Genomic DNA, 12,436 nt, shown 5'->3' with positions numbered 1-12,436 from the left:
AGGGGACGGCAGATGGTGGCGGAGGAGTCGACTGCACCGGCCGCGGTGGGAGGTACGGCGGTGGTGCGGGCTGCGGGAACGAGTGCCTGGCCGGGGCTCCGGCAGGCGGTGGTCGGGTGGTTCGGTCGTGAGGACTTCGGTCGTGAGGACTTCGGTCGTGAGGACTTCGGTCGTGAGGACGAGGAGAGCGTGGGCACCGAGCTGGACCGGAGCGCCCATGCGCTGACCAGCGCCGACGACGCCGTGGCGGAGGCCGTGCGGCGTGCCGTACGGGACGCGTGGCAGGCGCGGTTCGAGACGGCCCTCGCCGGGCTCGCCGACCACGAGCGGGGACCGGCCGCCGAGGCCCTGCGCGCCCTGCTCGACGCGCATGCGCCCTCCCCTGCCGCTGCGGTGTCGGCGACCGGTGACGGGCTCGCCGTCGGCGGGGATGTCGCGATCCGGGCCGACCATGGTTCAGTGGCCGCGCTGCGCATGGGGGACGTCACCCTGGCAAACCCTCCGTTGCCGGGCCCGCCCCAGTACTGAGCGCGCCCGGCGCCACCCCAGCCCCGCCCGACACCGCCCGGACCGCGATCACCGCCTCCGGGGGCGGCCTCGCGGTCGGACACACCGACCAGGTCAACTACTACGTCCTGGCTCCGGGACGCGGCGACCTCGCCCCCGGGCACGATGCGCTGCTGGCGTCCTACCTGCGTGCCGCCGCGCTCACGGCCGGCCGCCACCCCTACCCCGGTCTTGCCGAGGGGCCAGGCCCCTTCCCGCTCTCCGAGGTCTACGTCCGCCAGCTCGTCGAGAACCAGGTACCCGGGGAGCAGGGAGCCGAGGACCAGGAGGCCGAGGACCAGCGACCCGACACGCGGGTGCCGGGCGACATGACCGCCGACGTACCGAGCGCGGACAGCCGGCGGATGCCCGCCGAAGCCGTCTTCACCGGGACCGACCGCATACGGACCCTCCTGGCCACCGCGGGCGGCGGCAAGTCCGTACTCCTGCGCCAACACCTGTCGAACTGGGCCGTCCGCCGACTCGCCGGCCGGGCCCACGACCGGTCGCGCTCGGCCGTCCCGGTCCTGATCCGCGCAACCGCGCTCGCCGCCGAACCCCTCCTGTCCTGTGCCCTCGAAGCCGCTGTCATCGAGGAACTCGGCCCGTACGGACTCCGCGAGGCGCCGACCGCGGACTTCTTCACCCGGCCGCCGTCCCCCGGGACACCCTGGCTGGTCATGGTCGACGGCCTGGACGAGGTTCCCGACCGCGCCACCCGCGTCGCCCTGCTTGAGCGGCTCGCCCGGGAGGGCAGCCAGGAGCCGACGGTCTACCGGTTCGTCGTCGCGACCCGTCCGCTGCCCGACGACGAGCTCGCCCGGCTGGGGCCGGGTGTCGGCCGCTTCGAACTCCAGCCCTTCACTCCGGCCGACCTGGGTACGTACGCCCGACGGTGTTTCCGCGACCTGCCGAACCGCGACAGGCATCTCCAGGTCTTCACCACGGGACTGCGAGCATCGGGCCTGCAGGAGCTGGCCCGCACCCCGCTGATGGCCTCCATGCTGTGTCCGCTGTACGCGGCCGACCCGAACCGGCCCCTGCCCGAGGGCCGCACCGGTGCCTACGGGGCCTTCGTCGAGCTGCTGTACGAGCAGAACACGCACAAGAGCATCGCGGCCACTCACGCCGAGGCGATCCGCGTCCTCGCGGACCGGCACCAGATCCCCCGCGACCAGCGGGCGGCCGAGCAGGCCGCGCGTGCGGTGCGGGACGAACTGCCGGACCTCATCGACCACGTGGCGTACGAGAGGATGAACGGGAACACCGCCCCGATCGTGGCGATCCTCGCTTCCCACCTGCACGTCCGGCGCCCGGACAAGGTCAGGCCGGCGCTCTGGAACGCCTTCCTGGGCGATCTCCTGCGGCCCACCGGACTCCTGGCCGAGCGGGCGGGAGACTTCCACTTCCTCCACCAGACGCTGCTCGAGTACCACGCCGCCCGGCACGCCACCCGTGACGTACGGGCCCGCGCCGAGCTGCACACACGGCTGTTTCCCCGCCGGCCAATCTCCGCTGCGGACGACGCGGCACCGTCCCCCGTTCCCGTGTCTCCCGTGTCTCCCGTGCAGTTGCTCGCCCTCGACCCGTCCTACCTGGGCTTCCTCCTCAACGGGCTCCTCGCTCCCGGGGACCGCGTCGCGGCCGACACCGTGCGGGCCCTGGACGAGCTTGCCGCGCACGCCCCCCTTGCCGGCCTGCGGCTGCTGACCGACCAGTTGAAGATGCGGACCGGCCTTCCCGCTGACCTGCTGGCCCGGCAGTTCGGCGCCTTTGCGCGTGACCAGAAGCTGGCCGGCGAGCGGATCCTGGCCGCGCTGTGTTTGGTCCTGGTCGAGGGGCACCGGGAGGAGGGCGCCGAGCTGCTCGCCGGGCTCGCCGACGACACCGCCCTGACGTTCGCGAACCGCGTACGGGCGGCCGCGCAGCTGGCGCGTGTCGGGGAGTACCGGTCCCGGGCCGCGAAGCTCCTTCTCCACATGGGGGACGGCAGACCGTTCGTCGACCGTCTCAAGACCTGGAAGGCGCTCGGCGTGCTGGCCGAGTACCGGGACGAGGCCATCGTCGTGCTCGCCTCACATCTGGGCAGCGCCCCCCGACCCGGCGATCCGGATGTGTACGCGCACATGGACATCGCCACCGTCCTGGCCGGCTGGGGCGATGAGCGGGGTATCGAGTTCCTCCTGCAGATGACCAACAACACCGCCCTGGACACCCGCCCCCGCGCCAGGGCCGCCTTCGGCCTGGCGCGGCTCGACGACGAACGGGTGGCCGAGCCGCTTGCGGCCATGACCTCGTACGACCCCGAGTACGAGATCTACGGACCCATGCTGGCGGCCCGTGCGCTCGCCCAGCTGTCCCGGCACCGCGAGGAGGGCGCGCGAGCGCTGGCCAGGATCGCCGGTGACCCGGACGCCTGGGACAGCCTCGCGCGCGTGGAGGCGGCCGAGTTCCTGGCCGATGTGGACGGGCACCACGGGGAGGCCCTCGCGCTGCTCACCCGCATGGCCCAGGGCGGGAGCACCCGCAGGCACGCCACCAAGGCGCTCACGAAGCTCCGCAGGCGCGGCCCGACCGGCTGAACGGCGGCCGACCGAGCGGGTCCACGAGCTGTCGCGTGGCGGGTCCCGCCGGGCGCCGCGGACGTGCGGCGCGTCGGCGGACGTGCGGCGCGTCGGCGGGTCAGAGCCAGCCGTTGCGGCGGAAGCCCCGGTGGATGACGAAGCAGGCGACGGCCATGACGCCGAGGACCAGCGGATAGCCATAGGTCCAGCGCAGTTCCGGCATGTTGTCGAAGTTCATGCCGTAGACCCCGCACACCATCGTCGGGACGGCGATGATCGCGGCCCAGGCGGTGATCTTGCGCATGTCCTCGTTCTGGGCGACGGTCACCTGCGCGAGGTGTGCCTGGAGGATCGAGTCCAGGAGCGTGTCGAACGAGGCGACCTGTTCGGTGACCCGCGCCAGGTGGTCGGCCACGTCACGGAAGTACGCGCGTATCTCGGCCGCGACCATCGGCATCGGTTCGGCCGCCAGGCGCTGGAGAGGACGGCCCAGTGGTGTCACCGCCCGCTTGAGTTCGAGGAGTTCGCGCTTGAGCTGGTAGATCCGGCCGACGTCTCCCCGGTGCCCCTGCTCGGAGAAGACCGCGGTCTCGATCGCGTCCAGGTCGTCCTGCACGGCCTCCGTGACGGCGAGGTAGTCGTCGACGACGTGGTCCGCGACCGCGTGCAGCACCGCGGAGGGCCCCTTCGCGAGCTGCTCGGGCTCCGACTCAAGGGCCTCACGGAGCGGACCGAGCGAACCGTGTCCCCCGTGACGGATGGTGATGACGAAGTCGGGTCCGGTGAAGGCCATCAGCTCCCCGGTGTCCACCACCTCGCTGGTGGCGGTGAGCTCGTCGTGCTCCACGTACCGCACCGTCTTGAAGACGGCGAACAGCACGTCGTCGTACTGCTCCAGTTTCGGGCGCTGGTGGGCATGGACGGCATCCTCCACCGCGAGCGGGTGCAGCCCGAACAGCTCGGCCAGCCCGGCGAACTCCTTCTCCTCCGGTTCGTGGAGACCGATCCACACGAACCCGTCACCCGACTTCCGCACGCGCCGCACGGCCTCCTCGACCGACCGGACCTCGTCCTGCCGCACGCCGTCGCGGTAGACCACACAGTTGACCACCGCGCTGCCGAGCGGCGAACGCGCCGGGTGACTGAGGTCGACGGCACGCCGGTACGTCCGGCGGACGGCGCTGCGCAGGCGGTGGATCATCGACACGAGAGGCTCCTTCGGCAGATCGCCCGCCAGTCTGCCAGCAGCCTGGTCAGGGACGACAGGCCGTCCCGCGCGTGTCCGGGGCGCGTGCCGCGTCGACGGTCGCGTACTTCTTGACGCCGCCCCGTGTGCACGCACGGCTGCGATTGAGTACGCGTACTCATGTGGCGCCCGGGGCACCGCCACAGACTTGGCGCATGATCGAAATCCCAGCTCGGACCGGTTCGTTCGCCCGCTCGCGGCACATCATCTCGGCAACCGCCCTGGCCGTCCTGGCACTTGTCGGCTGCGGAGCCCAGCCGCAGGAGGCCGTACGCGTACGGGACGACTCCTCCGCCGGTGCCTCGGCCGACAGGGCGTTCACCGCGATGCTCGACAAGGTGGCGCGGTCGTGCCCTGAGCCCGGCCCCGTGGAGAAGCCCCCGGGCGACGCGTTCGCGCCCGCTCCCACGGCGGGACCGGAGGTGGAGCTGAACGCTCGCGACTGGTGCGCGAGCGCCCTGCACGAGGAGCGCATCACCCAGGCGGTCTGGGAGCTGGCGGACCCCAGCCCGGACAAGGTCAGGAAGATCCTGAACGGCCTCGGCTACATCGACGCACGCATCCACGGACTCCGGCAGTCGGGCACGGCCACGACGTTCGCCCTCGACCTGCGCGACAAGGGCGGCCGGCTCTGCCTCAACGGCTCGGTGGAAGGCCACAAGACCCTCGTCGAGAAATGCGTGGCACCCCGGAAGGGCCCGTTCCTCTCTGCGAAGTGAGGTTGCCACGGGAGGGCGTCACCGTTGGCAACGACGCTCAGCCGACCTCGCGCGGGTCGAGCCGCATGTGCCAGAGGTTGCGGCGGTGGGTCGTGTCGTACGTCGCGAGGAGCGGGGACGGTGGCACGGCCAGTACGGGGCAGACCGCGTGGGTCTGGCAGTAGCGGGAGACGGAGCGGTGGACCAGACGGCGCAGGCGCCCGCGGGATCCGGTGCCCACCACCAGGAGGTCGTCGGGGTCCTGTGCGACATCGACGAGCGCCGCGCCCGGGCTGCCCCAGACCGTGACGCCCTGGACCGTGACCTCCGGTCGCCCGGGCCCGAACGCGGTGTCGAGCGCCTCGCGCAGCCGCTCGCCGGCGGTCGCGCGGCACTGGGCCACGGCCGAGACGTGTGCGGAACAGCGGCCGCCGAGTTCTCCGCCGGGCGTCTCCCAGGCCAGGACGGCCCACAGCTCCGCCCGGCGCAGTCGGGCCTCGGCAGCGGCCCGGTGCAGAACCGTCAGACAGCCGAGGCTCCCGCTCACTCCGACCACTATCTTCGGCACTGCCTCCTCCTTCGCTGCGTGGCGCGGGGCTCCCCGCGGCTCCTGCCGTGCCTTCCACGATGGCGCGTTCGGCACGGCACCCCATGACTACCGGGGGGAGAGAGGCCGGGGCGGTTCCACTGACGCGATTCTGACGTCGCCGTACGTCGCCCTGACACGGTTCATACGCGACCGTGCCGCCGGCGACGACGCCCGCGCCACCGGAGGATGCGTCAGCGCTTCGGACGGTAGGTCGCGATGATCACTCCACTGCTGGTCGGGTGGGCGCTCACCAGTTCCAGCTTCTTCAGGGCGGCGTCGTCGGCGAACAGCTTCTTGCGCCCTTCGCCGGCCACCACCGGGTGGATCAGCAGGATCAGTTCGTCCAGGAGGTCCAGCTCCAGCAGCGAGCGCACCAGCGTCGGGCTGCCCGCGACGGTGATGTTCTTGCCCTCGCCCGCCTTGAGCCCCTCGACCGTGGCCGCCAGGTCGCCGCTGACGAGCGTGCTGTTCGCCCAGTCGTCGACGCTGTCCAGCGTGGAGGAGAAGACGTACTTGGGCGAGTCGTTGATCCACTTGGCGAAGCCGACGTCCTCCCCGCTGGTCACCGTCGGCCAGTACCCGGCCCACTCGGTGAACGTCACCCGGCCCAGCAGGATCGTGTCGGCCGTCTCCAGCGTCTCCTCCAGCGCGGCGCCCATCTCCTCGTCGAAGGCGAACTGCCACTCGTTCGGCGCCTGGGCGACACCGTCGAGCGAGACGAACAGACCGGAAACGACCTTGCGCATGATTCCTCCGTGACGTGTGCGGGGTTGTCGCTACGTCAGGAAGGCTATGCGGGCTCCGAGGCCGAGGGCTTGTACAGAAGCGACAGCGGCTCCGTCGTGTCCGGCGCGCTCAGCCGAGTGGCGGTGCGGCCGATGTACCGGGTCAGGGACCGCGCCAGGTGCGGCTGGTCGAAGTACCCGAGGCTGTGTACGACGTCCTGTGCCGGAACGCCCTCCTGGATCAGCACCGCCGCCCGGCGGGCACGGTGGATCTGCCGCACGGCGCCCCGGGTGAGGCCCGTCGCGGCGACGAATCGTCTCTGGAGGGTGCGTTCGGAGACGTCGGGAGCGGCCCCGTCGAGCACGGCGGGAACGATCGGATCGCGATCCACGATGCCCTCGCGCACCAGGCGCCGCACGAACGCCTCCGCGTTGTCGTAATCGGGCACGTGCCACGCCGAGCCCTTCAGCCACACGGACCGCCGCGTCACGTCGGGGATCTCCGCGCTGCCGCCCACCAGCCGGCTGATCGGAACATGCGGCATCGACGTACCGAGGGCGAAGCTGATGCCGAAGAAGGTGGCGTCCTTCGGGACGGGTGCCGGACCGGCCTTGGGCTCCGGGCCCAGTACCGCGGCCTGGACCCGGCCGTCGTGCTCCCAGAAGACGAGCTCCCAGTGCGACGTCGCGATCGACGTCATCCGCCCGACGTCGTCGCTTCGGCTGCGCCAGACCCGCTCGATGTACGGCAGCTCCGACGACCGGCTCTCGATCTCCAGCCCCAACCGGATCAACTCCCCGCTCACCGCCGCCGCGTGAGCCGCCAGTCTGCCACGCCGTCCGGACGTGGCAGGGCGGCGAGCGGCGCTTCGCGGGGCCAGGGGACGAGTCGGACGACCTGGGGGTCGTGATCGTCGGCCTGGTCCGCGAACTCGCTGTTGACGTGCACGATGTCCGTCGTGAGCGTCGTACGCCTGAGGAACCGGAAGGTGTTCCACGCGTGTCGTCCCTGCGCGTCGCACCGTGTGCGTGGTCGCCGCACTCCCAGACCGGTACCCGCACCGACGAGGCCGTCCGCGACACTCTCGCCAGAGCGTTCACTCACAGTCCATTGCAACGCAATGAGGGTGGATTGTTGCGTTAGATTCAGAACCATTGCAATGAAATCCAGTAACTGGCCTGCAGTGATGGGGTTTTCTCGCAACGAAGTGCTTGCCGGGATGTCGAACGCAACGTAGCTTTTCCTTTATCGGAAAGAGCGCGGCGAACAAGCGCCCGCTCCACACGAAGGAGAAGCACCATGCAGAAGTTCGACACCGCCGCCGCGATCGTCACCGTCCTCGCCGTCCCCGCCGGCCGCATCAACCTCATCGCCGCCGACCGGACCGACACCACCGTCGAGGTCCTGCCCGCCGACGCCTCCAAGAGCCGCGACGTGAAGACGGCCGAGCGGACCGAAGTCACCTACACCGACGGCGTCCTGCGCATCGAGGTCCCGAAGTCGAAGAACAACGTCCTGGGCGGCACCGGCTCCATCGAGGTGACGGTCCAGCTGCCCGCCGGCTCCCGCGTCGAGGCCCAGGCCGCGGCCGCCGAACTCCGCGCGGTCGGCCGGCTCGGCGACATCGCCTTCGAGGGCGCCTACCACCAGGTCAAGATCGACGAGGCCGCCAACCTCCGCCTCACCGCGACCGACGGCGACGTCGAGGTCGGCCGGATCACCGGCTCCGCCGACATCACCACCGCCCGCGGCGACATCCGCGTCGCCGAGGCCGTGAGCGGCACCGTCACGCTGACCACCCAGAAGGGCGACATCTCCGTCACCGCCGCGGCCGGTGTCTCCGCCTCCCTGGACGCCGGCACCGCCTACGGCCGCGTCAGCAACGCCCTGAAGAACGACGGCACCTCCGGCCTCAACATCCATGCCACCACCGCCTACGGCGACATCGCCGCCCGCAGCCTCTGCCCCCCCGAACCCCCCTCATCCCCCGACGGCCTTCTCGGTCTCAGGTGGTCGCCTCGGCCGCCAGGTCCGGGACGGAGGCAGCGGCTCCTTCGGCCATCCGCAGGGTGACCGTCATGGTCAGCCCACCGCCGGGCGTGTCCTCCGCCGTCAGAGTTCCGCCCATCGCCTCCACGAAGCCCCGCGCCACCGCCAGGCCGAGACCGACCCCCTCGCCGCGCGGAGCGTCGCCGTAGCGCTGGAAGGGGCCGAAGATGCGGTCCTTGGCTTCGTCCGGGACACCCGGGCCACGGTCCACGACCCGGAGTTCCACGCGGTCGGCCAGGGCGCTCGCCGAGACGAGCACGATCTGCCCGTGCGGGCTGTACTTGACCGCGTTCTCGACAATGTTGGCGACGGCCCGCTCCAGGAGACCTCGGTCGACGGCCACCATCGGCAGCGTCTCTGGGATGTCGAGCTCGACGCTGCCCTCGGGGACTCCGAGCAGGGCGATCGGCACCACCTCGTCGAGATCGGTCTCCCGGATGACGGCGGTGACGGTGCCCGTGTCCAGGCGGGACATGTCGAGGAGGTTGCCGACGAGGTGGTCGAGGCGATCGGCGCCGTCCTCGATGCCCTCGAGGAGCTCGGCCCGGTCCTCTTCGGACCATTCGACGTCGGCGGAACGGAGGGAGGAGACCGACGCCTTGATGCCGGCCAAGGGGGTACGGAGGTCATGGCTGACGGCCGCGAGGAGCGACGTGCGGATCTTGTTGCCCTCCGCCAGCTTGCGGGCCTCCTCCGCCTCGCCCACCAACCGCTGCCGGTCGAGGACGACCGCGGCCTGAGCGGCGAAGGCACCGAGCACCCGCCGGTCCTCGGCAGGCAGCACACGGCCGGTGAGCGCGAGCGCGAGGTGGTCACCGACCGGCATGTCGACATCCGCGTCGTCCGGGCGGTCGGCCGGACGGTGGCCGACGGAGGCGACGCAGGACCACGGGTCCGTCTCGTCGGGGCGTTCCAGGAGGGCGACCGATTCCATGGCGAAGGTCTCCCTGACCCGTTCGAGGAGCGCTTCGACGGTCGTCTCGCCGCGCAGCACGCTCCCGGCGAGGAAGGACAGCGTCTCGGATTCGGCCCGCAGCCGGGCGGCCTGGTGGGTGCGCCGGGCGGCCAGGTCCACGACCGACGCCACTGAGATCGCCACGCCCACGAAGATGGCCAGGGCGACGATGTTGCGCGGGTCCGCGATCGTCAGTTCGTGGATCGGCGGGGTGAAGAACCAGTTCAGGAGCAGGGATCCGAAGGCGGCGGACGCCAGGGCCGGCCTGAGCCCGCCCAGGAGCGCCGCCGCGACGGTGAGCGTGAGGTAGAGCAGGACGTCGTTGGCCAGACCCACGTCGGGCACGGTCGAACTGAGGATCAAGGTGAGGAGGGCCGGTCCACCGAGGCCCACGCCCCAACCCCAGATCGTCCGGGACCGACCGAGCCGGGCCCCGCGAGCGACGGGCAGCCCCCCACCCTTCGCCGCCTCGTCATGGGTGACGATGTGGACGTCGAGGTCGGGCCCGGACTCACGGGCGACCGTCGCACTGACACCGGGCCCGAACAGGTAGTGCCAGGAACGGCGCCGGCTCACGCCCAGCACGATCTGGGTCGCGTTGACGCCTCGGGCGAATTCGAGCAGCGCGGCCGGGATGTCGTCGCCGACGACGTGGTGGAAGGTGCCGCCCAGGTCCTCCACGAGGGTGCGCTGGACCGCCAGCTCCTTCGGGGAGGCCGAGGTCAGGCCGTCGCTACGCGAGATGTAGACGGCGAGGACCTCTCCTCCGGCGCCCTTCTCGGCCAGCCGTACAGCCCGCCTTATCAGGGTCCGTCCCTCGGGCCCGCCGGTCAGACCCACCACGATCCGCTCCCGCGACCCCCAGATCTTCGAGACCCGGTGTTCGGTGCGGTACTCCTGGAGGTACTCGTCGACCCGGTCTGCCGTCCACAGCAGGGCCAGTTCGCGCAGCGCGGTGAGGTTGCCGGGGCGGAAGTAGTTGGAGAGGGCGGCGTCGACCTTGTCCGGCTTGTAGATGTTGCCGTGCGCCATGCGGCGGCGCAGCGCCTGGGGCGACATGTCGACGAGTTCGATCTGGTCGGCGCGCCGGACTACTTCGTCGGGGACGGTCTCCTTCTGCCGGATGCCCGTGATGGCCTCGACGACGTCCCCGAGTGACTCCAGGTGCTGGATGTTGACCGTCGACACGACGTCGATGCCTGCCGCGAGCAGCTCCTCGACGTCCTGCCAGCGCTTGGCGTTCCGCGAGCCGGGAACGTTCGTGTGCGGCAGCTCGTCGACGAGCGCGACGGCCGGCCGCCGGGCCAGGACGGCGTCCACGTCCATCTCCGTGAAGGACGTCCCCCGGTACTCGATCGTCCGGCGCGGAATCATCTCCAGACCGTGCAGCATGACCTCGGTCCGGGGCCTGTTGTGGTGCTCGACGAAGGCCACGACGCAGTCCGTGCCGCGTTCGACGCGCCGGTGCCCCTCGGAGAGCATCGAGTACGTCTTGCCGACGCCCGGCGCGGCGCCCAGGTAGATACGCAGCTTTCCGCGTCCCATGTTCTGCGTCTCTCCTACGGCTCTACGGTTCGAACCGGTAACCCATACCGGGTTCGGTGATCAGATAGCGGGGATGCGACGGGTCCACTTCCAGTTTGCGCCGCAGCTGGGCCATGTAGACCCGCAGATAGTTCGTCTTGGTGCTGTAGCTCGGGCCCCACACCTCCTGGAGCAGCCGGCGCTGGCTGATGAGCCGCCCCGGGTTGCAGATCAGTATCTCCAGCAGGTGCCACTCGGTGGGGGTGAGCCGTACGTCCCGGCCCATCCGCTTCACCTTCTTCGCCACCAGGTCGACCGTGAAATCGTCGGTGATGACCCGACCGCCATCCGTGGCCGGGGAGACCGCGGACGCTTCGGCCGTACGCCGGGTGGCGGCCCGAAGCCGGGCCAGGAGCTCGTCCATGCTGAACGGCTTGGTCATGTAGTCGTCGGCGCCGGCGTCGAGAGCGCGGATCTTGTCCTCGGAGCCGCTGCGAGCCGAGAGGACCAGTACGGGGGAACGGCTCCAGCGCCGCAAGGCCTGGATGACGTCGACGCCGTCCATGTCAGGGAGCCCCAGGTCGACGATCAGCACGTCCGGCGGTTCGGCGGCGGCGAGGGAGAGCGCCGTGGCACCGTCCGGCGCCGCATCCACCACGTATTGGCGCGCCTGCAGGTTGATCACCAGAGCTCGTGCGAGCTGTGCGTCGTCCTCGACCACCAGCACCCGCGTCATCGGCGTGCTGCCTTCCTCTTGTACGTGCAGTTCCTGTGGTTCGGGTAGCTCGTGTTGTGCGTCGTGCCGCGGGAGCCGGCGGACCCGGGGCATTCCCGGATCCGCCGACTCCCGTGCCGCTTCGATAAGGCCATCAGCCCTGGGTCAATTCCCGGAGTGCGATGTTGAGCTGGAGGACGTTGACGCGGGGTTCGCCGATGAAGCCGAGGATGCGGTCGTCAGTGTGGTCGGCGACGAGCTTTTCGACCTGGGCGACGGAGAGGTGGTTGTTCTCGGCGACCCGGTGGACCTGGAGCTCGGCGTAGGCCGGGGAGATGTGCGGGTCCAGGCCGGAGCCGGAGGAGGTGACGGCGTCGGCGGGGACGTCGGACGGCTTGACCGCGTAGCCCTTGACCGAGTTGTCCCTGACGACGGCCGCCTTGGCGTCGGTGACCCACTTGATCAGGTCCTCGTTGTCGCCGGAGCGGTTGGTGGCGCCGGAGAGGATCAGCTTGTACTGGGTGTTGGCGCTGTTGGCGCCGAGCCCGTTGGACGGACGCGGCTGGAACCACTTCAGGTCCGGGGCCGGCGTCTCCTCGCCGTCCTTCAGCGGAAGGTTGTAGGTCTGGCCGATCAGTTCGGAGCCGACGATCTTCCCGTCCACCTTCACCTCGGAGCCGTTCGCCTTGCCGGGGAAGGCCACTTGGGCGATGCCGGTGACGGCGAGCGGGTAGAGGACGCCAGTGATCACGGTGAGGACGAGGAGGGCGCGGAGTCCGGCCCAGAGCACGCGTCCTGTGTTTCCTACGGAGTTGTTCATCGCG

11 protein-coding genes and 1 pseudogene are annotated in these 12,436 nt (G+C 70.8%); 4 read left to right on the top strand and 8 right to left on the bottom strand.

The window, feature by feature from the left end:
- Nucleotides 1-12: 12 nt before the first annotated feature.
- Nucleotides 13-528 carry a hypothetical protein gene (locus AB5J54_RS34715; protein WP_369147892.1) on the top strand — a complete coding sequence of 172 codons (516 nt, stop codon included), beginning with the start codon at nucleotides 13-15 and terminating at the stop codon, nucleotides 526-528.
- A gap of 347 nt (nucleotides 529-875) precedes the next feature.
- Nucleotides 876-3,128 (top strand): NACHT domain-containing NTPase, encoded by a 2,253-nt coding sequence (locus AB5J54_RS34710; RefSeq protein WP_369147891.1) that lies wholly within the window; start codon nucleotides 876-878, stop codon nucleotides 3,126-3,128.
- Nucleotides 3,129-3,228: 100 nt separating this feature from the next.
- Here the strand turns inward: AB5J54_RS34710 and corA are convergent, their stop codons facing one another.
- Nucleotides 3,229-4,311, bottom strand: coding sequence for a magnesium/cobalt transporter CorA (corA, locus tag AB5J54_RS34705; protein ID WP_369149555.1), 1,083 nt, complete (start codon nucleotides 4,309-4,311; stop codon nucleotides 3,229-3,231).
- 200 nt (nucleotides 4,312-4,511) lie between these two features.
- Here corA and AB5J54_RS34700 point away from each other — a divergent pair, with 200 nt between their 5' ends.
- Nucleotides 4,512-5,075: a hypothetical protein gene (locus tag AB5J54_RS34700; protein WP_369147890.1), complete on the top strand. Its 564-nt coding sequence runs from the start codon at nucleotides 4,512-4,514 to the stop codon at nucleotides 5,073-5,075.
- Between the two features lie 37 nt (nucleotides 5,076-5,112).
- On the opposite strand, the gene AB5J54_RS34695 is transcribed toward AB5J54_RS34700, so the two are convergent.
- The 4 genes from AB5J54_RS34695 to AB5J54_RS34680 all read right to left on the bottom strand — a co-directional run bounded on the left by AB5J54_RS34695 (nucleotide 5,113) and on the right by AB5J54_RS34680 (nucleotide 7,317).
- The gene (locus AB5J54_RS34695) at nucleotides 5,113-5,622 is read right to left on the bottom strand and encodes a universal stress protein (RefSeq protein WP_369147889.1); all 510 of its coding nucleotides are present in this window, start codon (nucleotides 5,620-5,622) and stop codon (nucleotides 5,113-5,115) included.
- A 212-nt stretch (nucleotides 5,623-5,834) separates the two neighbouring features.
- Entirely contained in the window at nucleotides 5,835-6,389 is a 555-nt protein-coding gene (locus tag AB5J54_RS34690; RefSeq protein ID WP_369147888.1) for a dihydrofolate reductase family protein, read from the bottom strand.
- Nucleotides 6,390-6,433: 44 nt separating this feature from the next.
- Nucleotides 6,434-7,174, bottom strand: a complete 741-nt coding sequence (locus tag AB5J54_RS34685; protein WP_369147887.1) for a helix-turn-helix domain-containing protein — start codon at nucleotides 7,172-7,174, stop codon at nucleotides 6,434-6,436.
- A complete protein-coding gene (locus tag AB5J54_RS34680; RefSeq protein WP_369147886.1) occupies nucleotides 7,171-7,317 on the bottom strand; it encodes a hypothetical protein in 147 nt (48 codons plus the stop codon). The genes AB5J54_RS34685 and AB5J54_RS34680 overlap by 4 nt, the downstream gene beginning before the upstream one ends.
- 351 nt (nucleotides 7,318-7,668) lie before the next feature.
- Between AB5J54_RS34680 and AB5J54_RS34675 the strand changes: the two are divergent.
- A pseudogene (locus AB5J54_RS34675) lies at nucleotides 7,669-8,331 on the top strand (DUF4097 family beta strand repeat-containing protein); the annotation flags it as partial.
- A gap of 43 nt (nucleotides 8,332-8,374) precedes the next feature.
- Here the strand turns inward: AB5J54_RS34675 and AB5J54_RS34670 are convergent.
- The 3 genes from AB5J54_RS34670 to AB5J54_RS34660 form a co-directional block, all read right to left on the bottom strand.
- A complete protein-coding gene (locus tag AB5J54_RS34670) occupies nucleotides 8,375-10,918 on the bottom strand; it encodes an ATP-binding protein (RefSeq protein ID WP_369147885.1) in 2,544 nt (847 codons plus the stop codon).
- Nucleotides 10,919-10,940: 22 nt separating this feature from the next.
- Nucleotides 10,941-11,633 (bottom strand): response regulator, encoded by a 693-nt coding sequence (locus tag AB5J54_RS34665; protein ID WP_369147884.1) that lies wholly within the window; start codon nucleotides 11,631-11,633, stop codon nucleotides 10,941-10,943.
- A 133-nt stretch (nucleotides 11,634-11,766) separates the two neighbouring features.
- On the bottom strand, nucleotides 11,767-12,432 hold the full coding sequence (locus tag AB5J54_RS34660) for a potassium-transporting ATPase subunit C (protein WP_369147883.1): 666 nt from the start codon (nucleotides 12,430-12,432) through the stop codon (nucleotides 11,767-11,769).
- Nucleotides 12,433-12,436: the final 4 nt, after the last annotated feature.

Origin of the sequence: Streptomyces sp. R44, from assembly GCF_041053105.1 — a bacterium.
In the GTDB taxonomy this organism is placed as follows: Bacteria; Actinomycetota; Actinomycetes; order Streptomycetales; family Streptomycetaceae; genus Streptomyces.
Note: the sequence above shows the minus strand (reverse complement) of the source record. Positions and strands in the feature narration are given on the sequence as shown.

Coding starts and splice junctions, on each gene's coding strand:
- AB5J54_RS34700 (WP_369147890.1), top strand. CDS start 4,512: ATGATCGAAATCCCAGCTCGGACCGGTTCGTTCGCCCGCTCGCGGCAC.
- AB5J54_RS34660 (WP_369147883.1), bottom strand. CDS start 12,432: ATGAACAACTCCGTAGGAAACACAGGACGCGTGCTCTGGGCCGGACTC.
- AB5J54_RS34690 (WP_369147888.1), bottom strand. CDS start 6,389: ATGCGCAAGGTCGTTTCCGGTCTGTTCGTCTCGCTCGACGGTGTCGCC.
- corA (WP_369149555.1), bottom strand. CDS start 4,311: ATGATCCACCGCCTGCGCAGCGCCGTCCGCCGGACGTACCGGCGTGCC.
- AB5J54_RS34715 (WP_369147892.1), top strand. CDS start 13: ATGGTGGCGGAGGAGTCGACTGCACCGGCCGCGGTGGGAGGTACGGCG.
- AB5J54_RS34665 (WP_369147884.1), bottom strand. CDS start 11,633: ATGACGCGGGTGCTGGTGGTCGAGGACGACGCACAGCTCGCACGAGCT.
- AB5J54_RS34670 (WP_369147885.1), bottom strand. CDS start 10,918: ATGGGACGCGGAAAGCTGCGTATCTACCTGGGCGCCGCGCCGGGCGTC.
- AB5J54_RS34710 (WP_369147891.1), top strand. CDS start 876: ATGACCGCCGACGTACCGAGCGCGGACAGCCGGCGGATGCCCGCCGAA.